Raw genomic sequence first — 22,024 nt, 5'->3', positions numbered from 1 at the left:
GGCTCCATTCAACCTGATCAGTGCTGCCCGACGGGGTTCGGGCGATTGGCGCGCCGCCTTTTGCGATACGGCTCCACGAACATGTACAAACCGGTGCCCATGAGCAGGAAGAGCGGGAGCAGCGGGAGATAGAACAGCCAGACCGCGGTCTCGGTAAGCCCCACCGTGGCGCCGATGAAAGCGATGACGACGGTGGTCGTGAAAATAATGGATAGCAGGCGGTGCAGCTGACGGTTCCTTTTGTTCCAGGCCATTGTGACTCCTCACCTTCTATCGTTCGTCGAGGGCGTTGCCGTCCACGACGGAATGGTCGGTTGCGAAGACCGCAGCCGCTGCGAGCAATTAACATCGGATGCGTTCAGGGTTGACGATGGCGACGATGCCGAGTGCTCGATCCGTTCATCGTCTGCGTGCGGTGAGCTAGCTCGTCCGGGGTGGGGGAGAGCTAGCTCGCCTGGTTTCGGGTCGGGCGGGCGGTTCAGCTCAACTGCTGGATACGGACCATATTGCCCGCCGGATCACGGAAGGCGCAGTCGCGGACCCCATAGGGCTGATCGGTCGGTTCCTGGACGACCTCGGCATTGGCGGCCTGCACCTTCTCGAAGGCGGCATCGACATCCTTGGTGGCCAGCAGGATGCTGGCGTAGGTGCCCTTGGCCATCATTTCGGCGATGGTCCGGCGCTCCTCCTCGGTAATGCCGGGATCGGCGGCCGGTGGATGCAGCACTATGGAGGTGCCGGGCTGGTCGACGGGGCCGACGGTGAGCCAGCGCATCCCATTGAATCCGACGTCTTTGCGGAGCTCGAAGCCGAGGGCGTCGCGGTAGAAGGCCAGCGCGGCCTCCGGATCGTCCTGGGGGAGGAAGCTCGACTGAATGATGATGTCCATGGCGATAACGCTAGCCGCGGCTAGACGGCCGGCGCTTCTCGATTCCTGATCGGTCTGGTCACCCGTTTCACCACCAGCGTCGGCAGATCCACCGTCTCGAGGGCCGCCTGCTCCCGGTAGGCGCTTGGCGGTATGCCGACCAGTTCGGTGAACCGAGTGCTGAAGGTGCCCAGCGACTGACAGCCGACCTCGAAACAGACCTCGGTGACACTGAGATCGCCCCGGCGCAGCAGTGACATCGCACGCTCGATCCGCCGCGTCATCAAGTAGGTATACGGCGACTCGCCGTAGGCGAGCTTGAACTGGCGACTGAGGTGACCCGCCGACATATGCACATCGCGCGCGAGCGCCTCGACATCGAGGGGCTGCGCGTACTCCCGGTCCATGCGATCGCGCACACGACGCAAACGCGCGAGATCGCGCAGATGCTGTTCGGTATTGGAGGTGCCGGCCACGTCGCGATCTTCCCATGTTCGCGCCGGGGTTGACCAGCGCCGGATCACCGTTCGGATACGTCCAGCCAATTGTCGGCATCCGCGTCGATTTCCGGCGCACAATTTACCCATGAACGGCATTGCTCAGGTCGCGGCGCTGATCAGTGGGATCGTCTACATCGCGGTATCTCCGCTGGAGATGTTCTTCTATGACCGCCCGATTGTGCGCCGGTGGCTACACGTGGACACCACGAATCTCGACGATGTGCGAATGTGGGCGTTCGTTGTCGGATTCCGCAATCTGCTCGGCGGTGTGGCGGCCATTGTCGGGCTACTCATCCTGCACAACGGTGACGAGGCGGTGGGGCGGGCGGTGGTGCTGACCGCGTGCGGTTACATGTTGCTCGCCAGTCTGGCCATGGGGATCGCGGATCTGCTCGGATATTGGCGGCCGCGGGGCGGGAGTGTGTTGGGCACCGTCGGTTCGAGTGCGTTGCCGCTCATCGCGATTGTCGCCGCCGTCGTGTAATCGGATCGGTTTCGGGGGACACGCCACGCCCAATTCGACGTGGGTGTTTGGGGGGCCTTCGGCGAGGTATCCGACGAAACGGTAGGTGGTCCTGGCAAGGTTCGGTAACTGAGCGTTAGCCTGGTCCTTGCACCCTGCCTGTTTGTTCGGTTTACGACGCAAAGGGGACGTTCAATGTTGCTCCGCCGACTCGCCCGACCGCTGCTCGCCTCCGCCTTCGTGGTGGATGGCGTCGACACGCTGATGCATCCGGAGCACCGGGTGGAGGCGGCGTCGACCCTGCTGCGCCGCGCCGGGCAGACCCCCGGGGAACCCGGCACGAACAAGGCGGCCGATCCGGCGCTGCTGGTGCGGGTCAATGCCGGAGCTCAGGTAGCGAGTGGCGTGCTGCTGGCGTTGGGGCGTGCGCCCCGGGCCGCCGCCCTGGTGCTCGCGGCGACCGTGATTCCGGCCGCGGTGACCGAACAGGACTTCTGGGCCGAGAAGGATCCGGAGCGCAAAACCGCCAAACGTGCCGCCTTCCTCAAGGATGTGAGCCTGCTAGGTGGACTGCTGATCGCCAGCGCCGATACCGAGGGCAAGCCCTCCCTCGGCTGGCGTGGACGGCGCGCCGCCCGCAATGCCGCCGCCAGCGTATCGGCCGCCCTGCCGATCGGCGCGGCGAGCAATGGATCGACGTCCGAGGCCGTCGGAGAACGCCTGCACGACACCGCTGTTCGAGCCCGCTCCCTGGCCGGTATCGCCGCCGCGAAGGGATCCGAGGTCGCCGAAACGGCGCAGGCCCAGGGTTCGAAGTGGGCGGAGATCGCCAAGGAGCGCGGTCCGGAGTGGGCCGAAGCCGCCCAGACCAAAGGTATGAAGGCCGCCGAGCGGGCACAGGTTCGAGCTGCCAAAGCGGCTGAGCGGGCACAGGCGCGGGCCGCCAAAGCGGCTGAGCAAGCGCAGATTCGAGGCGCCAAGGCGGCCGAAGCGGCACAGGTTCAGGCCGCGCGGCTGGCCGAGATCGCGAAGGAGCGAGGTCCGGAGTGGGCCGAGGCCGCCCGCGAGCGGGAAGCCGAACTGGCACAGGTGGTCAGGGAACGCGCGCCGGAACTCTCGGCCGCTGCCCGTAAACGCGGTGTGCACCTGATGGAGACGGTGCGCGACGGCATCGACGCCAGGACACCCCGAAGCTAGCGCGGCCCTCGACCACCGGTGGCCGTCCCGAATCTACTGCACGGCAGTGGATTCGGTTGGGCCGAGGTACCGCCCGGCAGCATGATCCTGCTGTACACCGACGGGCTGATCGAACGGCCCGGGGAATGTCTCGACGTCGGTTTCGACCGGCTGCGGGCGGCATTCGCGGAGTGTGCGCACCTGCCGGTCGGCGAGGTGTGTGCCGAATCGCTGCGCCGCCTGACCCCGCCCGGCGGCTATACCGACGATATCGCGGTACTGGCGGTGCGACCGGCTCCACTCGACCGCCCGTAGTTTCGTCGCGATCCTGCCCGCCATTGCCACGCAAGTTCCCGAGCTTCGAAATCAGTTGCGGCACTGGCTATCCGAGCGAGCTATAGATCCGGAGCAGGCCTACGACATACTGCTCGCGGCCGGTGAGGCCCTCGGCAATGCCATCGAACACGGCGGCGGTGCGCGACGAAGCACCGGTGCGGATACCGCGACCGTATCGCTGGGGGCCTTCCGGCAGTGCGACAGCATTACCGTGACGGTCTGTGATTCGGGCCGCTGGCTTTTCGGGTGCGGTGGTGGGGAGCGCCCCGCATCGTGGCCGCGGGTTCACCATCATGCGCGGGCTGGCGGACGAGGTCGAAACCGTGCGCACCACCCAGGGCACCCGCGTCACGCTGCGCTTCGACTACCCGATGTAGGGCGTTGTCGGAGCAGTCGAAACGGCCCTGGCCGAGCGGTTGCGTCACGCTCGGCCAGGGCCGTGATCGGGTCGGCCAGGGCCGTGATCGGGTCGGCCGGGGCCGTGATCGGGGCGGCCGGGGCCGCGATCGGGCGGGCGGCTCAGGCCGCGCGCGGTTCGGCGAGAGCCTGCTTGCGCAGGGTGGCGAGGGTTCTGCTGAGAATGCGGGACACCTGCATCTGGGACACGGACAGTTGCTCGGCGATCTGAGTTTGCGTCATGTGCTGGTAGTACCGCATATCGAGGACGCGCCGGTCGCGTTCGGGTAGGGCGGCGATGAGGGGACGCACCGCCATGGCGTCCTCTGTCAGCTCGTAGCAGTGCTCCTCGGTGCCGAGCGAGTCCAGAGCGGCATTGGTACCGCTGTCGTCCTCGTGCTGGATGACAGCGTCGAGAGATTGCGCCTTGTAGGCATTGCCCGCGATGAGTGCCTGGGTGACCTCGGTGATTTCGACGTCGAGTTCGGCGGCGATCTCACGAGCGGTGGGCATACGTTCGAGTCGGTGCGAGAGCCTTTCCACAGCGGGGCCGATGCTGCGCTGAATTTCCTTGGTGCGGCGCGGAACTCGCACCGACCAGGTGTGGTCGCGGAAGTGTCGGCGCACCTCGCCCATAATGGTCGGGACCGCATATGAGAGGAAGCTGCTGCCCCGGGTGACGTCGAAGCGGTCCACGGCGAGCACCAGACCCAGGGTGGCGATCTGGTTCAAGTCGTCGAACTCCTCGCCGCGACCGGTGAATCGGCGCGCGATGTGTTCTGCCAGTGGTAGGCACAATTCGAGGATGTGCTCACGAATCTGCTTGCGGTGCGGGTCATCCGGCTCCACGGCGGCCAACTTCTCGAACCACGGCTCGATATTGTCGTAGGTGTCCGACGGGCGCTGTGACCTATTCGGTCGAGCGTCGGTGATCGGCATCTGCTGCTCCTCGTTCTCGTGGAGAATCCGACTTCCTTGGGGTACCCCACTTCGTGTTATCCAAACGTTATAAACGAAATGCGGTGTACAACCGCAGGTCTGGGGCAGGTGCCGAGCCGCCACCGAGGTCCGGACCGCGGTCCGCGCGGCCTCGGGGTGGCAACCCCCTCGAGGGGAAGAGTGTCCGCCGCATTCTCGAAACCGTCGCTGCTGCCGCAAGATTCACCGATCTGCCGCGCACTCGGTGCGCCGGGACGAATCAGCCGCGCCTCATCCGCGAAGATGGCCGCCCGGTCCGATCCCGTAGCCGTAGTTTGTCCAGGCCCCGGTCGATACGGATCGTCGCGGCCTGCTCGGAAATCGCTAGCGCCCTGGCGGTTTCGGCACCGGAGTACTCGCATGCGATCAGCACGAGGACATCGTCTTCGCGCCGGGTGAGGTTCGCGACCGGTCCACCGATGGCGCGGCGGTCGGCATGTCGAGCGAATCCGCCAGCGGTCGCCGGTGGCCGAGGGGGCGACAGCGCGTCGTCCCGGACGACGGTTCGGACGGCATCGCCGAGCGTCTGCGCGGAAGCACCCTCGAACAGGAATCGGTCGGACCCGCCGCGCGGCGCGATGTACATGTACGCGGTGTACGTGTATTCGTCGAGATCCACGGTGGTCGGCATGACCATCCTGGTGTCGAGGCCGGACGTGGTGACGTGCCAGGTCGCTGCGATACGGTCCGCGCCCGGCATCCGCACGCTCCAGCACCGCGATGTCGGTTCGGTGACTCACGCAGTGCTGTCTCGAATGGGCTTCGGTCGACCGGGCATGCTGTCGGTGTGGACGACGACCTGGTGGTGAGCGGCTCGCTGGTGATTCCTGCCGCTGAGCTGCGGGAGCGATTCTCCCGGTCGTCGGGTCCCGGCGGGCAGGGGGTCAATACCGCCGACAGTCGGGTGGAGCTCTCTTTCGATGTGGCCAATTCGCGGGCCGTGCCCGATCGGTTGCGCTCGCGCCTGCTGGAGCGGCTGGCCGACCGGCTCGTCGACGGTGTGCTCACCATCGCCGCGAGCGAGTACCGCGCGCAGCTGGCCAACCGCATGGCCGCGCGGGGGAGGCTCGTAGCGCTACTGCGGGCCGCGGCCGCACCGCCGCCGCCTCCGCGCCGCCCCACCAAGCCCAGCCGAGGGGCGAGGGAGCGTCGGCTCGCGGATAAGCGTCGTCGGTCCGGCATCAAGCGTGATCGTCGGGCCGGTACCGACGACTGAAGTGATTACGCGGCGGTACGAGCGACCTTCACGGCCTCGGTCACCATGGGAATCTGCACCGGCAACCGCAGCAGTGCACCGACCTTCATGGGCAGCGGGATCTTCGGATTGCGCCACCAGTCGGCCGCCATCTGGATGTTGGCGGGAAAGACGGCGAGGAACAGCAGGGCCGCGGCGATCCCGCCGACCCGTCGGGTGCGCGGGATGGCGAGCATGCCCGCGACACCGAGTTCCGCGATACCGGACGCATAGGTATAGGAGCGCGCGTTACCCGGCAGGGCGGGCGGCACGATGGCGTCGAACAGCTTCGGTACGACGAAATGCAGTATTCCGGTGACGGCGAGTAGCGCACTCAGTCGCAGACTGGTGGCCGTGGTCGCGCGCGGAGATATATCAGACACCCGCACACGATGCCACATCCGGGGCCCGGCCAGCGTCGGAGTGTCGACCCAGTCGGCGCTCACCTCGGCGTGAAAACGTAACGTTTAGGTCACGGCGGAGGTGGGTACTCCATTTTGTCGTGACTTGTTCCATCTAGGTAGAGGCGTGACTGTTCGAAGGAAGTAGAGGTAGAGGCGTGCTGGCGGACGCGGTTCCCGCGTCCGGGTGTCGACTTTGGATTGGGCTATATGAGTGCGAACTTGATGATCGTGGAGGATGACGACCGGGTCCGCCTGGCATTGCGGCTGGCAATGGAGGACGAGGGCTATGACGTCGCCGAGGCGGAGGAGGCCGAGGTCGCGCTCGAACATGTGCGGGTCAATGGTGCACCGGACTTCATGATCGTGGATCTGATGCTCGGCGGAATGGACGGCTTCACCTGTATTCGGGAGATCCGCCGCGACCATGACGTGCCGATCATCGTGGTGAGCGCGCGCGATGACACCCACGATGTGGTGGCCGCGCTGGAGGCGGGAGCCGACGACTTCGTCACCAAACCATTCGAGGTGAAGGAGATCACCGCGCGCATGCGGGCCGTGGCCCGGCGCGCGCGCTTCGCCGAGCAGGCCGCCGCCGAGGAGGACCCCGAGTCGGAGCTCGGCACCGTGGTGCTGGACGACCATCCGACCGAACCCCTGGTGCTGTCGACCGAGAGCGGCATCGTTCGTCGCGGCGAGGAACAAATCCACCTGACCCTGACCGAATATCGACTGCTGTGTGAACTCGCCGAATCGGCGGGGCGGGTGCTGAGTCGCGCGCTGCTGCTGGAGCGGGTATGGGATCGGGGCTTCTTCGGTGACGAACGGATTGTCGACGTCCATATTCGGCGCCTGCGTACCAAGATCGAACGAGATCCGTCCGATCCGCAACTGATTGTGACGGTGCGCGGACTCGGATACCGGCTCGACGTGCGCCAGTGACCGCCTGGGGCGTGTTGCCGCTGATCATCGGTGTCCTGGCCGCCGCAGCGGCGGGCGCGGCGGTCGGAGTATGGGCGAGTCGGCGGGCTTACGCGCCCCTGGTCGAATCATTACGGCGGCGTGTCGAGAGGGAACGCCGCCTGGTTGGCGATATAAGTCATGAACTACGTACGCCGGTAACAACATTGGTTACCAGTGTAGGGGTATTGCGCCGGTACGAGTCGGATCTGCCGGAACGATCTCGCCGTGCCCTGGGATTAGTGGCCGATGAGGTGGATCACCTGCGCCGCACCCTCGATGACATGTTGGAACTGGCCCGCCTCGAAGCAGGCGTACATCGGGGGGATACCGAACCGCTGTCGGTCGGTGCGCTGCTCATTCATACGATCACCGGCCGTGGTCAGCGCGCGGATTTGCTGACGGTGGTGCGAGATTCGGCGGTCCGTGGCCGCAAGTTGGAGTTGGAACGCGCCCTTGCGAATCTGCTCGACAATGCCGTACGTCACGGTGGAGGTGTGGTTGCCGTCACGTTGCGCCGCGTGGGTTCGGTGGCGGTAATCGATGTCGATGACGCCGGTCCCGGTGTGCCGGAAGCGGATCGGGAGCGCATCTTCGATCGTTTCGCCACCGGAAGGACGGGTCGCAGGGCGGCGAGCGGAACCGGAATCGGCTTGGCGTTGGTATCGGAAACCGTTGCGGCCCATGGTGGACGGGTGGAATGCAGTGAACGGCCCGGCGGCGGTGCGCGATTCAGTATCAGACTACCGGTATGTGACATCCGTGGGTAACGGGGTCGTCATACAACGGTAATGATTCCGACCGGACTATCTCAAGATTGGTTCGGGAAGCTTGAACAGTCATGCAGACAACATTCAGTCAATTCCCCGAAACCGTTTCGAACGCTCCTGTGGAACCGCCTGACGGCTCCCGCTTCGCACTCCGATCACCATGTGTCGACGACGGTGCCCAGATCTGGCGAATCGCCCGCGACTCTCAGGTGCTCGACACCAATTCGAGCTACGCCTACCTGATGTGGTGCCGAGATTTCGCCGCCACCTCGATGGTCGTCGATATCGACGGAGTGGTTGCCGGATTCGTCATTGGTTACCAGCGGCCACACGCGCCGGATGTGTTGTTCGTGTGGCAGGTAGCCGTCGACCATGCCTATCGTGGTCGCGGCCTGGGTGTCGCAATGCTCGACCACCTGCTGAACAACTGTGCCGGACAGGGTGTTTCGACACTGGAAACCACTATCTCACCGGACAATCCGGCGTCTATCGCCATGTTCGGTTCGCTGGCGCGCCGTCGCGGCGCAACTATGGCCGACTACTCGCTATTCGAACGCGCAGACTTTCCCGACCACCACGAGGCCGAGCGCCTGTACCGAATCACGCAGCCGACCACACTGGAGGAAAACCGATGACTACCACCGAGACGTCGATCTTCGATGCAGTCGAATCGAATGTGCGCGGCTATTGCCGTTCCTGGCCCACGGTCTTCGACACGGCCAGCGGCTCGTGGCTGCATGATGAGGGCGGGCGCGACTACCTCGACTTCTTCGCCGGTGCGGGATCACTGAACTACGGCCACAACAATCCGGTGCTCAAGCAGGCGCTGATCGACTACATCTCGCGCGACGGGATCACCCACGGCCTGGATATGTCGACGGTGGCCAAGCGGGGCCTGCTCGAGACCTTCCAGCGCACCATCCTGACCCCCCGCGACCTGGACTACAAGGTGCAGTTCCCCGGACCCACGGGCGCGAATGCCGTGGAAGCGGCGCTGAAGCTCGCCCGCAAGGTGACCGGACGCACCGAGATCATCAACTTCACCAACGCATTCCACGGTATGTCGCTGGGTGCGCTGTCGGTGACCGGTAATGCCGCCAAGCGCGCGGGTGCCGGTGTGCCGCTGGTGCATACGACGTCCATGCCCTACGACGGCTACCTGGGCGACTCCGACGGACTGGACTGGATGGAGCGGGTCCTCGACGACTCCTCCTCGGGCCAGGACAACCCGGCGGCCGTCATTGTGGAAACCGTGCAGGGCGAGGGCGGCGTCAATATCGCGCGCCCGGAATGGCTGCGGCGCCTGGCGGAACTGTGCGCCGACCGCGGCATACTGCTGATCGTCGACGATGTGCAGATGGGCTGCGGGCGCACCGGGCCGTTCTTCTCCTTCGAGGCCGCCGGGATCACCCCCGATATCGTCACACTGTCGAAATCCATCAGCGGCTACGGCCTGCCGATGGCGCTGGTGCTGATGAAGCGCGAACTCGATGTGTGGGCTCCGGGTGAGCACAACGGCACCTTCCGCGGCAACAACCCTGCCTTCATCACCGCGACGGCGGCGCTGGAGCACTTCTGGTCCGATGACACCCTGCAGACCGCCACCCAGGTGAAGGGGGAGCGCGCCCGGCGCGCCCTCAGCGGGTTGGCCGCCGCCTATGACGGCTTGTCCACACGCGGCCGCGGCATGGTGCAGGGCCTGGTATTCGACGACGCCTCGCAGGCGGGCAAGGTGACCCAGGTCGCCTTCGAGCACGGCCTGCTGGTGGAGACCTCCGGCGCGGAGGACGAAGTGGTGAAACTGCTTCCGCCACTGACCATTACCGGTGCCGAACTCGACCACGGTCTGGAGATCCTGGCTTCGGCCGTCGATGCGGTCTGCGCGGAGAAGGTGAACTGACATGATCGTGCGTACCACGGCCGATATCACCGGCACCGACCGTGACGTCGCGGGCGAGGGCTGGCGCAGCAAGCGCATCGTCCTCGGCGGCGACGGGGTGGGGTTCTCCTTCCACGAGACCACCATCGAGGCGGGCACCGTCCACGAATTCCACTATCAGAACCACATCGAGGCGGTGTGGCTGGTGGAAGGCGAGGGGACGCTGACCGACCTCGACAATGACGTCACCTATGAGCTGGGTCCGGGCTCGATGTACCTGCTCGACGGTCACGAACGCCACCGCCTCGAGGTGCGCGTCCAGATGCGCATGATGTGCGTCTTCAATCCGCCCGTAACAGGGCAGGAGGTCCACGACGAGAACGGCGTCTATCCCCTGGTCGCCGTCGCCGCCCTGTAGGAGAATCGGAGTAGTTACGAATGACGTTGTCCGACTACGGAGTACTCGACCGTTATCAGACCCGTACCAGCACACCGCGAGCGCAGTTCGAGCGCGTCGACCCGGTGGTGTGGGGTCGGGTGGAGTCACCGGAACTGGCGACTTTCGACCGATACGGGTACTCCGTGATCGACGCTCTGCTGTCCCCGGATAAGGTTGCTGAATTCAGCACGGAGACAAGGCGTTTGGCCGAGGATCCGGATCTGTGGCTCGACGAACGGCTGATTATCGAGAAGAAGGCGCGTCGGGTGCGCTCCATCTTCGAGGTGCACAAGCTCAGCGCGGCGGTCGGCGATCTGGTGCGCCAGACCCGGATCGCGGGACTGGCCGAGCAGATCCTGGGTTCGGAGGTGTACCTGCACCAGAGTCGGGTGAACTACATGCCCGGCTTCACCGGCGCGGGTTTCTACTGGCATTCGGATTTCGAGACCTGGCACGCCGAGGACGGAATGCCCGCGCCGCGGGCGGTCAGTCTGTCGATCGCGCTGACCGATAATCACCCGTACAACGGCAGCCTCATGGTGATGCCCGGCTCGCACCGAGTCTTCGTCCCCTGCCATGGCGAAACTCCACCGGATCACTACCGGGACTCCCTGCGGGAGCAGGAGGTCGGCGTACCGGGTCAGGACGACATCGAGAAACTCGGGCAGGCGCACGGCATCTCGCAGTTCACCGGCGCCGCCGGATCGGCCCTGCTGTTCGACTCCAACCTCATGCACGGTTCGTCGAACAACATCACTCCGTTCCCGCGCTCGAATATCTTCCTGGTGTTCAACAGCGTGGAGAACACCCTCGGCGCGCCTTACGCCGCGGATGAGCCCCGCCCGACCTATATCGCCAACCGCGATTTCACGCCGGTGCGATAGGTGCGGCACGGCGCGAACAATGACGTCGCGCCGTGCTCCGCATCGCCCCCGCCCTGCCCGCTGATCCCGTGCCACCCCCGCTGTGGGGTGCACGGGATCAGCGCCGCACGGTGGCGAGGAAGTCGCGGAAGTCGAGGGGCGGGCGGCCGGTGAGCCGTTCGACCGAATCGGTGACGGTCTCGAGGTCGCCGTGGGCAATGGCGGCGTACGAGGTGACCCAGCCATCGACTTCCCACGGTGCGGCCGCGTATTTCGCGCGCGAGGCGTAGGCCTCGTCCATGGTTTCGCGGACGTAGGTGTAGTGGCGTCCGAACTCGGTCGTCATCATGTGGGCCGCCTCGGCGAGGGTGAAGGCGCGCGGGCCGGTGAGTTCGTGGATTTCGCCCGCGTGGCCGGCGGTAGTCAGCACCGCCGCCGCCGCGGCGGCGACATCGTCGCGGGTGACCGCGGCTACCGCGCCGTCTCCGGCCGGTCCGCGAATCACGCCGTCCTCACCCGCGTACTGCGGAATCAGGTCCTGGTACTGGTTATCGCGCAGGATGGTGTACTCCACCCCCGCGGCGCGAATGGCCTGTTCGGTGTACCAGTGGTCGCGGCCGAAGGTGAAGACGGCATCCGGCGCGGCTCCCACGAACGACAGATAGACGATGCGTTCGACTCCGGCCTGCCGCGCGGCCTGCACCACGGCGACCTGTTCGGTGGCGCGGTGCTCGGATTCGGTCGCGGAGACGAAGAAGAAGGTGTGCGCGCCGGCCAGCGCCGTGCCGACGGATTCGGCGTCATGGAAGTCGGCGCGGACGGGGGTTCCGCCCGGGACCGCCGCTATCCGATCGGGATTTCGGCCCAGCAAACGTGTGGACAATCCCGCCTCGGATAAGAGCCGAGCTACTCGCCCGCCGATGTGTCCACTGGCTCCGGATACCGCTACGACAGGGGTCATAGGTGAGAGGCTAATCGTTGGCAACCGCTTTCGGGGTATGACGCCACCATGCTCGTCAGCGGGTCGGGTATTATTTCGGAGTCAAATGATTCCCGAATGGGAGTGTGGTGATGCGAGGCCGATCGACTCGTGCGGAGGAGGGGTATGACCGAGACGCTGACCCAGCGCGGAACGTCGGATGAGGCTCGCAATTCCCTTCCGCCGCATCATGGCAACTGCTTCGGATGTGGACCGGGCAATCGGTCGGGCCTCGGGGTCGAATTCCTCGGTGACGGCGACGAGGTCGTCGGTGAACTGGTTCTCGACCGGCGGCACGAGGGTGCGCCCGGGCTCGCGCACGGCGGTGCCGTGTCGGCGGCCCTGGACGAGGCGGCCGGTGCGGTGCTCATCCCACACGGCTTGCCGGCGGTTACCGCGCAGTTGAATATCACCTTTTCGCAACCCATTCCGCTCGGTCGGCCACTGCTGCTGCGTGCTCGCCTGGACCGGCGGGAGGGTCGCAAACTCCACATCACGGCCCGCGTCGAACTGGACGGTCAACTGGCGGCCACCGCCGAGGCGCTGTTCATCGTCGTGGCCGCCGATCACTTCCATGCGTACGGGGCCCGGCCCGGTGGCATTCCGGCGCTGGGTATCTGACTGATCGAACTCCCCGGTGACGTGGGCGAATTCGTTTGCAGATCCCCGGAACGGGCATGCCCCGGATATGCGAAACGACAAGAGGATCTCACACCGGATGCGCGGCGTCCGCGGCTCGATCAATAAGGTCCTGGGCCGGGCCACCGGCGACCGGCCACTGGCGGCCCAGGGCCGCCGCGACCAATCTCGCTCGGATCTGGGGCGCGCCGCGCAGCGGTTGCGCGCCGCCTTCCGACGCTGACCCGCGGGGACACCGGGGACGCGGGCGCCGAGTCGGCCCGGATGCTCTCGTCGCCGGGCTCCGCCACCAGGAAGCGCGGCTTCTGGATTGCGGCGAGTATCAGCGGAACTCTCGTGATTCGGTGCGGAGCGGGATGCGATGCAGGGTCGCGTCGACCGGAGCTCCATCGAATTCACCGGTAATGCGCAGGACGGTGTCGGACGGGTGTGCGTACCGCAGCGTCCAGTTGCCCGCGCGCAGAACCTGTTCCGTTGTATCCACGGTCAGCTCGAGGGTGGCCGATTCCGCGGTGTCCCGGGCCAGCACCAGTCTCTTGGCGGCCGGGCGGTCTTCGATGGCCAGCCGCACCCAGCGGGGGCCGGTGCCGTGGAACTCGTCCACCGCCCATACACCGTCGAGTGCGGAGAGGCGCTCGGTGTAGTCGTAATACGTCCGGATGCCATTGCCCCCCATGAACGCTATGACGAGTACGGCAGCCGTGGCGTGAACGGCGGTGCCCACCATGCGGATTCGCCGACCGTGGCTGCTCGGCTCCGGGAGTGCCGCCGAATCTCGGTTCCGGAACAACACATCGATCAGCCGCGGCCACCACGGCATGGACACAGCCAGCGCCATTGCCAGCATGAGCAGTGGCGTGACCAGCACCGGAACGCCATAGGCGAGATTGAGAATGCTCACCTGAACCAGTGCCACCAGGCAGACCAGCGCGCCGAGCAGCACCGTGCGCCGGAAGATCAGCAATAGCCCGCCGAGCACCTCCACCACACCCGTGATCACCGTGTACGGCGTGGAGGTCGCCATGAATTTCCACAGCATGCCCGAGGGCGAGGACTCGCCCAGCGGCACCAGCATCTCGCCGGGCAATGTGAAGGTAATGAACTGGGTTGGAATCACTTTCACCATTCCGAAAGCGATAATGGCCAGCGACAGGGCCACCCGGATCATCGCGTGCAGCCGGTGCGCGACCTCTGTTCGATTCACGATCTCCAACGTAGCGACCGAATGTGGAGATATTGTGCCGGCCGCCGACAGGCTCTGGTGGGCGTTCCTCGGTGACCGCCGATGCCACGGGCAGCGGGAATGTGTGTACTCGACTCACCCCGTGCCGAGTGCGGCAACGTTGATGTACCTCTGTCATGATTTGTGATGTAACTGACAACTTGCTGAATTAGTGACAGGCTCTGCGGCGTTGATTTACCATTCTGGCGGTAAGTCCCGTTCGGAATGTGTGCCTTCGGCGCGAAGAGTCCAGGTACAGGGGGAGTGGATCCCATTGCTGCGCATACCATCCGACGACGGTGCGGGCGAGCTTTTGCGCCCTCCTACACTCGGGGGACTGCTGAGAAAGCTTCGCGATGATCGCCGGGTATCTCGGGAACGCCTCGGATTCGCGGCCGGAGTCAGCGCCAGCTATATCACCCATCTGGAGAGCGGAGCGCGTGAGCATCCGACCAAACAGGTGATCGAGGCGCTCACTACCTTTCTGGACCGGGTCAGCCCGCTATCGGACGCCGAACGTAGACACCTTTTCGATTTGGCCGGGCTGCACGACGACTCGTTTCCCAGCGTCGCGGAGCTACGCGACGGCATTGCCGACGATATGCGCGACAGCCTCGCCGTACACGAACCCAATCCGGCGGCCTTCGTCGATACGCGCTGGAATGTGCTGGTATGCAACGACTCCTATGCCAAGGTGTTCCCCGGCCTGGTCGAGGACGTCAGCATTCTGCGCTGGTTCTTCGGCAATGCGCAGTCCAAGCGAGTGATGGTGGAATGGGAGAAGGAATCCTCCCTCACTGTCGACTGGCTCCGCGGACTCATCGGCCAATCCGGCGACACCACCTGGGCCGGTGACCTTCTCGAAGAACTGGGCGACTATCCCGAGTTCCGCGATATGTGGGCGGCCGGCGGCACCACCTACGGCCGCGATGAGCCGCGGATGCTGCTCCGCGATATCGCCACCGAACAGCAATTCTCCCTGGATGTCCAAATGTTCCGCGTCGACTACGGCCGACACCCGGGCCACATCCAGTTCTTTCTGGGTATCCGCCACTAGCCCACAACCGGCGGCCGCATCAATTCAGCCGGTCACCGCCGCAAGAATTCCATCGTCACCCGCTCGAACGCCGCCTTGGCCTCATACATGACCCAGTGGCCGCACTTGGGGAAGACATGCAGCTCGGCCTCGGGAATCAGCCGCAGCGGAATCATCGCCATATCCAGTGGACACTGCCGATCATCGGCCCCCCACGCCAGCAGCGTCGGGCACTCGACCTTGTGCAGCATCGACCAGTACGGCGGCGTATCCGAGTTGGCGAGGTACTGCTGTTGCAGGGCAAAGGCCTTGGACCCGTACATCGCCTCGATGGCGCGCTGCGCATCCGCCCCCATCGCGGCCTGCCAGCGCTCCTCGACCAATTCGTCGGTGAGTAGCGCCCTGTCGTACAGCATGCAGTCGAGCCACCGAACAAGTTTGTCGCGGCTGGGGTTATCGGCGAAGTCCTGCAGAATTCGGGTGCCCTCACTGGGATTCGGGTTCAGGGTGCTGGCCCCGACCCCGCCGATCGACACCAGCTTGTCCACCCGCTCGGGATGTTCGATGGCCACATTGGCGCCCACCACCCCGCCCATGGAATTGCCCAGTACGGCAGCTGATTCGATGCCCAGCGCGTCCATGAATCGAATGACCGAGTCGACCGCGCTGAGCACCGGGTGCCCGCCCACTGGATGGCTCACTCCGAAGCCGGGGAATTCCAGTGCGTAGCAGTGGAATTGATCGGCGAACACCCCTAGATTTCCTCGGTAGTTCCGCCAGCCGTTGACCCCGATCCCGGATCCGTGCAGCAACAGCAGCGGCGGGCCGTCACCGGCCTCGTGGTACCGCAACACCCCCTTGTCGGTTGCGACCTCCCGCTTCGAGCCCTCGTATGTCACATCCACACCCCCAGAGTAGAACATGTTCTAGTTGTGTGGCTGCGTGCTCCGGTCCGACCCTCGGAAAAGTTTGCGCGCACAGTCGCGGCGGCTCGGGGTGCACTGCGATTATGGCGGGCATGGATTCTGCACCGCCGATTATCGAGGCTGCCACGGCCGGGGACGTCCCCCGGTTGCGGCGGCTGCTCGAGGTGGAACCGGCGGCGGTGAACACCAAGGGGTGGATGAATATCACGCCGCTCATCGCGGCGGTGTGGTTCGCGGATTCCGCCGACGCGGTACGGCTGCTATTGGAGCGTGGCGCGGATCCCCTGGCCCGTCGGACCACCGGCGACAACGCATTGCACTGGGCCGCCAGCGGTGCGGTCGCGGAACTATTGGTGGCGGCTGCCGGTCCGCGAGGGATGGAGGTGCGGTACCACTTCGACGCGACGCCGCTGCATATCGCGGTCGACAAGGGGCGGCGCGAGGTGGTGCGCGTGCTGTTGGCGACCGGGGCGGACCCGTTCGCGGCGGGTGAGGGTGGGCTCGTACCCCTGGATACCGCCGCCGACCCCGAGATCGTGCGGATGTTGGTGGAGGCGGGCGCGCCGGTGGAGAGCGAGCGCGCGTGGACCCCGCTGCACGGTGCGTGCGCGCGTGCGCGTACCGAGGACAGCTGGGTGGATACCGCGAATCTGCTGCTCGATCGGGGAGCAGATCCGGGGCGGCGGGATCGGTTCGGTGATACGCCCATCGATGTACTCGGCGATCGTGGCCCGGAAGCGTTGCGCGCGAGGATGATCGCGGCAATGCACGACTCCGGACGGTCGGTGGATCTCACGCTCGACGATGTCGCCACGGGTGCGCACGAAGGTATTGCCGTCGATCCGCGGCGGCCGGTGGCACTGACCACGATGTATTCCGGTGCGGTACTGGTCGAATGGCGATTGACGCCGACGGTCGAGCCGGTCCGCGTTATTCGCGTTCCGGGCAGAGTGGCGCGGCGCGGGCTGAACGGATCGTCCACCGGCGGCGTGGTCGCCCTCGTCGGTGGGGATTCGGTCCACCTGCGGGAGTGGCGCGACCTCGCGCGCGGTGCCGAACTACCCGCGAAACTGCTGCCCGGCAGGGGAATTCAGGAAGCGGTGTGGTCACCCGACGGCCGCCTCTTGGCGATCAGCAGAAGCGAGGGCCTGACCATCGTCGATATGTGGGCCCGCGCCGTAGTCGGCGACGCCGCCGATCTGATCGAATGTGAACTGGGGGATTGGAGTGTGGTCCCCCGATTCTCACCGGACGGCACCCTGCTCGCGGTCGCCAACTCCACGCAGGGGCACTGGTGGCAGACCATGTTCGATGTACTACCCGCACCCAGCCTGCGCTACGAAGCGGAGAATCTGCCGAGCACCCGGCGCTCCGATCTCGTCGGCGCACTCACCTTCTCACCGGACGGGCAGCTGGTCGCCACCTGGGTTCGCCCGGACGCGGGCGTATCCGGCGCCGATGGCTACCGGGGGCTCGTGGTGGTCCGGGAAGCCAAGAGCGGAGAACCCTGGTGGCACCGGCACATCGATGACGGCATCGACGTATTCCACGATGAAAGCTACTGGGCACCACTATGTTTCACTGACGATGGCACCGCACTGGCGGTCGGCCTCGATCGCGGCGTGATGTGGTTCGACGCGGAAACCGGTGAGCGCGTTGGCATGGACGTCACCGAGGGCGCGGTCACCGCCCTGACTCGTCCGCCGCGCGGCGGCCTGCTCGCCGCCACCACCCGCGGCGTACGGTGGGTCGCACCTCCTTTTCCGGAGTAACCGCAACGGTGCGGCTACTGTGGAGGTTGCTCGTCCCGGAGCAATTCGAAGAGGAGAGATCCGTGGAGATTATGGTCAACACCGGCAAGGCCGTGGAGAGCGACCGCGAGCTGATGGAACAGGTAGAGGCTCGGATCGCCGATTCGCTGGACCGGTTCAGTGATCGACTCACCCGCGTCGAGGTCTACCTCAATGACGAGAACGGCGATAAGCCCGGGTCCGACGATAAGAAATGCACCCTCGAGGCGCGTCCGGCGGGGCAGCAGCCGGTGGTAGTGACGCATAAGGGAGCTACGCTCGAGCAAGCGTACGAGGGCGCGGCGCGGGAAATGACGGCCCTGCTGAGCAGTCGGTTCGAGAAGCAGCAGCATGTGAAGGGCGGCGAGAGTATCCGGCACCTGCCGGGAGATTAGGCGCCTATTCGGCTTCATCCGAGTGCGGCCGAATGGTTGTGGTCGGCGCCCCGCCGAATGCCCATTCCAGCCGCACCACCCGTGGCCTGCTGACCGCTGACGCCCTCACCGACGCGGGCAGGTCGCTGCGCACCCACAGCGAATCCCGTACCGGCGCTTTGGCGATGGCGGCCTACCGGCGGCTCCCGGGCGCCCCAGCGGTTCTGGCCGCCATGACCCCGGCGGCCACAGCGGTCTCCCGCAGCGGCGAGATCCCATTCCCGAATCCCACGGGCGCGCACCCACTCCGAACGGGAGCAACTGTGGGCCACGGTAGTTGTCGCCGAATTCTGCCGCACACCAAGCCGATTGGTCGCTATCTGAACAGTCCGCCCAACGCCCCGCCGCTCTGCCCCGCCTGCTGGCCACCGCCGGTGCCGCCGAAGAGCCCACCCGGCGGCAGCTCCGACGGTTGGACGATGACGAAGCCGCGTCCGGAGAAGGCCAGCGTCATACCTTCACCGGTGCTGCGTCCCACGAGACGGCCCAGGCCGAAGGAATCACTGCGCTTGATACCGGTCTGCAGGCTAACTTCGCCGGACCGCGCGCATCGAGACTGGCGGTAATGACCACCTTGTCCACCGCGCCGGGCAGCATGCCGGTGTGCACGTCCACCATGTCGTAGCAGCGCCGAGACATCGACCGGCGCGGAACAGGCGACGGTGACGATCATGCGATCACCGGGTGCGGGGCGGTTCTCGCCGCGGGCGAGCGCGGTCATCGCCGGCCCCTCGCGGCGCGTTGGCCCGCCGTAATGGCATCGGATTCACGACCTCCAGTCTGTCCCGGGTCCGCTCGACACGCCAGCAGGCTCCATCGCTCCGGCCGGCCCCGGGGCGCTTTCGACATCACCGGAGTAGACGTAACCACAAATAACACCTAACATGCAGGTGTGCTCCGACGACGGTGTCCGGAGCGAGACCAGACGAAGCGAGTACCTCAATGACGCGGCATGTCGACGTACTGATCATCGGCGCGGGCCTGTCCGGAATCGGCATGGCCTGCCATCTCAGCCGGGAAGGCACCGGTCGCAGCTACCTCATTCTGGAGCGCCGCACCGCCATCGGCGGCACCTGGGATCTGTTCCGCTACCCGGGGATTCGGTCCGATTCGGATATGTACACCTTCGGCTACGGCTTCAAGCCGTGGATGGGCACCAAGGTGCTGGCCGACGGTCCGCATATCCGCCAGTACATCGAGGACACCGCCGCCGAATACGGAGTCACCGACCGCATTCGCTTCGGTCGTCAGGTGGTCAAGGCCGGCTGGGACAGCGCCACCGAACTCTGGACCGTCGAGGCCACCGATGAGCGCACCGGTGAGACCGAGACCTACACCAGCAATTTCCTCATCGGCTGCACCGGCTACTACGACTACGACAAGGGCTACCGGCCGCACTTCCCGGGTGAGGAGCGGTTCGGTGGGCGCATCGTGCACCCGCAGCACTGGCCCGCCGATCTCGACTACACCGGCAAGCGGGTCGTGGTGATCGGCTCCGGCGCCACCGCCATCACCTTGATTCCGGCCATGAGCGGTGATGCCGCGCATGTCACCATGTTGCAGCGCTCGCCCACCTATATCGCCGCGCTTCCGGCCGACGATCCGGTCGCGGTGGGCCTGAAGTTCGCGAAAGTCCCGGCGGCCATTGCCTATAAGGCCGGACGGGCGCGCAATATCGCCCTACAGCGGGCCAGTTACCAACTGTCGCGCACCAATCCGAAGCTTTCGCGCAAACTCATGCTCGCCGCCGTGCGCGCACAGGTCGGTTCGGGCATCGATATGAAGCACTTCACGCCGTCCTACAACCCGTGGGATCAGCGGTTGTGCGTGGTGCCCAATGGCGATCTGTTCCGAGTGCTGAAGAGCGGCCGCGCCTCGATCGTCACCGATAAGATCGCCTCCTTCACCGCGACCGGTATCCGACTGGAATCCGGCGATGAGATCCCGGCCGATATCGTGATCAGCGCGACCGGACTCACCGTGCAGATGCTCGGCGGTGCGGCTCTGGAGGTGGACGGCGAATCCGTCGCGACACGAGAACTGGTTGCGTACAAGGGTTCTCTGCTCAGCAATATCCCCAATGCCATGATCGTGCTCGGCTACACCAATGCCTCCTGGACGCTCAAGGCCGACCTGGCCGCCGAGTACTTCTGCCGTCTGCTCAACCACATGCGCGATAACGGCTACACCAAGGTGGTGGCGGTACCCGAGGAGGGCGACCGTTCCGAGTCCTCGCTCATGGGCGGTGCGCTGACCTCCGGCTACATCCAGCGCGGCGACGGTGTCATGCCACGTCAGGGCACCCGCGGCCCATGGCTGGTCATCAACAACTATTTCCGCGACCGGGCCATGCTGCGCAAGGGCGCCCTCGAGGACGGCATTCTGCGTTTCACCCACGGTGCGGTGCGCCGGACATCGGCCGAGAAGGTCGAATCCCGCTCTGCCTGAGCAACAGTAGGGCCGCGGCCTGCGCGACGACCACGACACCGATCAGTGCTGGAATCGAGAGCTCGTACAGCACACCGGTAATCGTGCCGCCGACGGCCGCGGCCACTCCGATCGATGCGGCATATGCCGTAGGCGGTGGCTCGCCGGTCCGGCGCGACCGGATCGGCGCCGTCACACCCAATGAGGCCCTAGCGGCCCGGTCGCCGACCGCGCCCCCTCGTACACCACATCGGCACAGGCTGACCGCACCGAATCCGAAGACGAACCGCCACGCACTCGGTGCGGGCCCCGTACTGGACTCGGCCATGCCGGCCTCCGGACCTCGAACGACCGCTCGGATCACGGTCGCAGGCCGCCCGGCGCGATGTCGAGATCGGCCGCAATCGGCGGCGACGTTGAACCGATCCCTATTTCCGGTCGCTACCTGCTCCGATGCCAATGTCAAAAAGAGCCCTTGTTGAGAACAAGGAATTATTCTGATACTCATGGTGCCGGTAGGAGACCGTTCGGAAGGAACCGCGCACATGCAGATTCGCGACCACGTCGCCCTTGTCACCGGAGCCGCCTCGGGGCTCGGTCTGGCTACCGCGCGGCGGGTGGTGGCCGACGGCGGCCGGGTGGTGCTGTTCGATCTTCCCGAGGGTGACGGGGAGCGGGTCGCTCGGGAGCTCGGTGCTGCGGCGGTATTCGTGGCGGGCGATGTCACCGAGGAGGACGATGTCGCCGCCGCCCTCGATGCGGCGGACGCACTGGGTCCGCTGCGCGCGGTGGTCAATTGCGCCGGAATCGGGCTGCCGGGTCGAATTCTCAATCGGGACACTGTGATTCCGCTGCACGCCTTCCAGGTCGTGGTCGAGGTCAATCTGATCGGCACGTTCAATGTGCTGCGGCTCGGGGCGCAGCGGATGAATCGCCTGGATCCGGTGGACGGTGAGCGAGGCGTCATTGTCAATACCGCCTCGGTGGCCGCCTTCGACGGGCAGATCGGGCAGGCCGCGTACGCGGCGTCCAAGGCCGCGGTGGCCGGAATGACCCTGCCCCTGGCCCGGGACCTTGGTGAGCGGCAGATACGGGTGGTTACCATCGCGCCGGGGATGTTCGATACGCCACTGCTGGCGGCGCTGCCCGAGACGGCCCGGGAATCGCTCGGACAGCAGGTACCGCATCCGCAGCGGCTCGGTGATCCGGTCGAATTCGCCGCGCTCGTGGCGCATATCGTGGACAACCCCATGCTGAACGGGGAAGTGATTCGCCTGGATGGCGCCATTCGAATGGCGGCTCGCTGAC

The 22,024-nt window shown here is 65.8% G+C and carries 27 protein-coding genes and 2 pseudogenes; 19 read left to right on the top strand and 10 right to left on the bottom strand.

All coding sequences use genetic code 11. From position 1 onward, the window contains the following. Positions 1-17 precede the first annotated feature (17 nt). The 3 genes from NU1_RS17210 to NU1_RS17200 all read right to left on the bottom strand — a co-directional run bounded on the left by NU1_RS17210 (position 18) and on the right by NU1_RS17200 (position 1,275). Positions 18-254 (bottom strand): hypothetical protein, encoded by a 237-nt coding sequence (locus NU1_RS17210; protein ID WP_067522585.1) that lies wholly within the window; start codon positions 252-254, stop codon positions 18-20. Between the two features lie 224 nt (positions 255-478). Next, positions 479-889 (bottom strand): VOC family protein, encoded by a 411-nt coding sequence (locus tag NU1_RS17205; RefSeq protein ID WP_067522583.1) that lies wholly within the window; start codon positions 887-889, stop codon positions 479-481. Positions 890-909: 20 nt separating this feature from the next. Then, positions 910-1,275, bottom strand: coding sequence for a helix-turn-helix transcriptional regulator (locus NU1_RS17200; protein ID WP_245720169.1), 366 nt, complete (start codon positions 1,273-1,275; stop codon positions 910-912). Between the two features lie 178 nt (positions 1,276-1,453). Here NU1_RS17200 and NU1_RS17195 point away from each other — a divergent pair, with 178 nt between their 5' ends. The 4 genes from NU1_RS17195 to NU1_RS44275 all read left to right on the top strand — a co-directional run bounded on the left by NU1_RS17195 (position 1,454) and on the right by NU1_RS44275 (position 3,971). Then, entirely contained in the window at positions 1,454-1,852 is a 399-nt protein-coding gene (locus tag NU1_RS17195; protein ID WP_067522581.1) for a DUF1304 family protein, read from the top strand. A gap of 174 nt (positions 1,853-2,026) precedes the next feature. Next, positions 2,027-3,028 (top strand): DoxX family membrane protein, encoded by a 1,002-nt coding sequence (locus tag NU1_RS17190; protein WP_067522580.1) that lies wholly within the window; start codon positions 2,027-2,029, stop codon positions 3,026-3,028. Positions 3,029-3,046: 18 nt separating this feature from the next. Continuing rightward, a complete protein-coding gene (locus NU1_RS17185) occupies positions 3,047-3,322 on the top strand; it encodes a SpoIIE family protein phosphatase (RefSeq protein ID WP_067522578.1) in 276 nt (91 codons plus the stop codon). A 55-nt stretch (positions 3,323-3,377) separates the two neighbouring features. Beyond that, positions 3,378-3,971, top strand: coding sequence for an ATP-binding protein (locus NU1_RS44275; RefSeq protein WP_084521514.1), 594 nt, complete (start codon positions 3,378-3,380; stop codon positions 3,969-3,971). On the opposite strand, the gene NU1_RS17175 is transcribed toward NU1_RS44275, so the two are convergent. Then, complete coding sequence (locus NU1_RS17175) at positions 3,863-4,678, bottom strand: RNA polymerase sigma factor SigF (protein ID WP_067522574.1); 816 nt, start codon at positions 4,676-4,678, stop codon at positions 3,863-3,865. The two genes, NU1_RS44275 and NU1_RS17175, sit on opposite strands and share 109 nt — an antisense overlap. 259 nt (positions 4,679-4,937) lie before the next feature. Then, entirely contained in the window at positions 4,938-5,417 is a 480-nt protein-coding gene (locus NU1_RS43290) for a transcriptional regulator (protein WP_067522573.1), read from the bottom strand. 87 nt (positions 5,418-5,504) lie between these two features. Between NU1_RS43290 and arfB the strand changes: the two genes are divergently transcribed. Further along, a complete protein-coding gene (arfB, locus tag NU1_RS43285; RefSeq protein WP_067522571.1) occupies positions 5,505-5,933 on the top strand; it encodes an alternative ribosome rescue aminoacyl-tRNA hydrolase ArfB in 429 nt (142 codons plus the stop codon). Between the two features lie 5 nt (positions 5,934-5,938). On the opposite strand, the gene NU1_RS17160 is transcribed toward arfB, so the two are convergent. Then, positions 5,939-6,325, bottom strand: coding sequence for a DoxX family protein (locus tag NU1_RS17160; protein ID WP_503826548.1), 387 nt, complete (start codon positions 6,323-6,325; stop codon positions 5,939-5,941). Between the two features lie 237 nt (positions 6,326-6,562). On the opposite strand from NU1_RS17160, the gene NU1_RS17155 reads away from it, so the two are divergent. The 6 genes from NU1_RS17155 to thpD all read left to right on the top strand — a co-directional run bounded on the left by NU1_RS17155 (position 6,563) and on the right by thpD (position 11,284). Continuing rightward, positions 6,563-7,294 (top strand): response regulator transcription factor, encoded by a 732-nt coding sequence (locus NU1_RS17155; RefSeq protein WP_067522569.1) that lies wholly within the window; start codon positions 6,563-6,565, stop codon positions 7,292-7,294. Further along, positions 7,291-8,082 carry a sensor histidine kinase gene (locus tag NU1_RS40395; RefSeq protein ID WP_245720163.1) on the top strand — a complete coding sequence of 264 codons (792 nt, stop codon included), beginning with the start codon at positions 7,291-7,293 and terminating at the stop codon, positions 8,080-8,082. Before NU1_RS17155 ends, NU1_RS40395 begins: the two co-directional genes overlap by 4 nt. A gap of 71 nt (positions 8,083-8,153) precedes the next feature. Further along, positions 8,154-8,717 carry a diaminobutyrate acetyltransferase gene (gene ectA, locus NU1_RS17145; RefSeq protein ID WP_084521511.1) on the top strand — a complete coding sequence of 188 codons (564 nt, stop codon included), beginning with the start codon at positions 8,154-8,156 and terminating at the stop codon, positions 8,715-8,717. Then, on the top strand, positions 8,714-9,982 hold the full coding sequence (gene ectB / locus NU1_RS17140; protein WP_067522564.1) for a diaminobutyrate--2-oxoglutarate transaminase: 1,269 nt from the start codon (positions 8,714-8,716) through the stop codon (positions 9,980-9,982). The genes ectA and ectB overlap by 4 nt, the downstream gene beginning before the upstream one ends. A gap of 1 nt (position 9,983) precedes the next feature. Continuing rightward, positions 9,984-10,379, top strand: coding sequence for an ectoine synthase (locus tag NU1_RS17135; protein ID WP_067522562.1), 396 nt, complete (start codon positions 9,984-9,986; stop codon positions 10,377-10,379). A 20-nt stretch (positions 10,380-10,399) separates the two neighbouring features. Further along, positions 10,400-11,284, top strand: coding sequence for an ectoine hydroxylase (gene thpD, locus NU1_RS17130; RefSeq protein ID WP_067522561.1), 885 nt, complete (start codon positions 10,400-10,402; stop codon positions 11,282-11,284). A 97-nt stretch (positions 11,285-11,381) separates the two neighbouring features. Here the strand turns inward: thpD and NU1_RS17125 are convergent, their stop codons facing one another. Further along, positions 11,382-12,224, bottom strand: a complete 843-nt coding sequence (locus tag NU1_RS17125) for an SDR family oxidoreductase (RefSeq protein ID WP_067522559.1) — start codon at positions 12,222-12,224, stop codon at positions 11,382-11,384. A 144-nt stretch (positions 12,225-12,368) separates the two neighbouring features. Here NU1_RS17125 and NU1_RS17120 point away from each other — a divergent pair, with 144 nt between their 5' ends. Continuing rightward, positions 12,369-12,863 (top strand): PaaI family thioesterase, encoded by a 495-nt coding sequence (locus NU1_RS17120; protein WP_067522558.1) that lies wholly within the window; start codon positions 12,369-12,371, stop codon positions 12,861-12,863. Between the two features lie 97 nt (positions 12,864-12,960). Further along, positions 12,961-13,104, top strand: coding sequence for a CsbD family protein (locus NU1_RS40390; RefSeq protein WP_157552417.1), 144 nt, complete (start codon positions 12,961-12,963; stop codon positions 13,102-13,104). Positions 13,105-13,203: 99 nt separating this feature from the next. Here the strand turns inward: NU1_RS40390 and NU1_RS17115 are convergent, their stop codons facing one another. Next, positions 13,204-14,085, bottom strand: a complete 882-nt coding sequence (locus NU1_RS17115) for a hypothetical protein (protein ID WP_157552415.1) — start codon at positions 14,083-14,085, stop codon at positions 13,204-13,206. 292 nt (positions 14,086-14,377) lie between these two features. Here NU1_RS17115 and NU1_RS17110 point away from each other — a divergent pair, with 292 nt between their 5' ends. Further along, a complete protein-coding gene (locus tag NU1_RS17110; RefSeq protein WP_245720162.1) occupies positions 14,378-15,160 on the top strand; it encodes a helix-turn-helix transcriptional regulator in 783 nt (260 codons plus the stop codon). A 32-nt stretch (positions 15,161-15,192) separates the two neighbouring features. On the opposite strand, the gene NU1_RS17105 is transcribed toward NU1_RS17110, so the two are convergent. Beyond that, positions 15,193-16,044, bottom strand: a complete 852-nt coding sequence (locus NU1_RS17105; RefSeq protein ID WP_067522660.1) for an alpha/beta fold hydrolase — start codon at positions 16,042-16,044, stop codon at positions 15,193-15,195. A 113-nt stretch (positions 16,045-16,157) separates the two neighbouring features. Here NU1_RS17105 and NU1_RS43805 point away from each other — a divergent pair, with 113 nt between their 5' ends. The 3 genes and pseudogenes from NU1_RS43805 to NU1_RS44270 all read left to right on the top strand — a co-directional run. Beyond that, positions 16,158-17,837, top strand: coding sequence for an ankyrin repeat domain-containing protein (locus NU1_RS43805; protein ID WP_169815083.1), 1,680 nt, complete (start codon positions 16,158-16,160; stop codon positions 17,835-17,837). Positions 17,838-17,908: 71 nt separating this feature from the next. After that, positions 17,909-18,250 (top strand): HPF/RaiA family ribosome-associated protein, encoded by a 342-nt coding sequence (locus NU1_RS17095; protein ID WP_212761510.1) that lies wholly within the window; start codon positions 17,909-17,911, stop codon positions 18,248-18,250. Between the two features lie 32 nt (positions 18,251-18,282). Further along, positions 18,283-18,495, top strand: a pseudogene (locus NU1_RS44270) (helix-turn-helix domain-containing protein); the annotation flags it as partial. A gap of 110 nt (positions 18,496-18,605) precedes the next feature. Here the strand turns inward: NU1_RS44270 and NU1_RS40385 are convergent. Next, a pseudogene (locus tag NU1_RS40385) lies at positions 18,606-18,818 on the bottom strand (AIM24 family protein); the annotation flags it as partial. Between the two features lie 413 nt (positions 18,819-19,231). On the opposite strand from NU1_RS40385, the gene NU1_RS17085 reads away from it, so the two are divergent. Both NU1_RS17085 and NU1_RS17080 read left to right on the top strand, forming a co-directional pair. Further along, positions 19,232-20,737, top strand: coding sequence for a flavin-containing monooxygenase (locus tag NU1_RS17085; protein ID WP_067522548.1), 1,506 nt, complete (start codon positions 19,232-19,234; stop codon positions 20,735-20,737). A 524-nt stretch (positions 20,738-21,261) separates the two neighbouring features. Continuing rightward, positions 21,262-22,023 carry an SDR family NAD(P)-dependent oxidoreductase gene (locus NU1_RS17080; RefSeq protein ID WP_067522547.1) on the top strand — a complete coding sequence of 254 codons (762 nt, stop codon included), beginning with the start codon at positions 21,262-21,264 and terminating at the stop codon, positions 22,021-22,023. Position 22,024 lies beyond the last annotated feature (1 nt).

The sequence above is a fragment of the Nocardia uniformis NBRC 13702 genome, from assembly GCF_001613345.1.
Classification (GTDB): Bacteria; Actinomycetota; Actinomycetes; order Mycobacteriales; family Mycobacteriaceae; genus Nocardia; species Nocardia uniformis.
The sequence above is the reverse complement of the archived record's forward strand: the minus strand, read 5'-3'. Positions and strand labels throughout refer to the sequence as shown.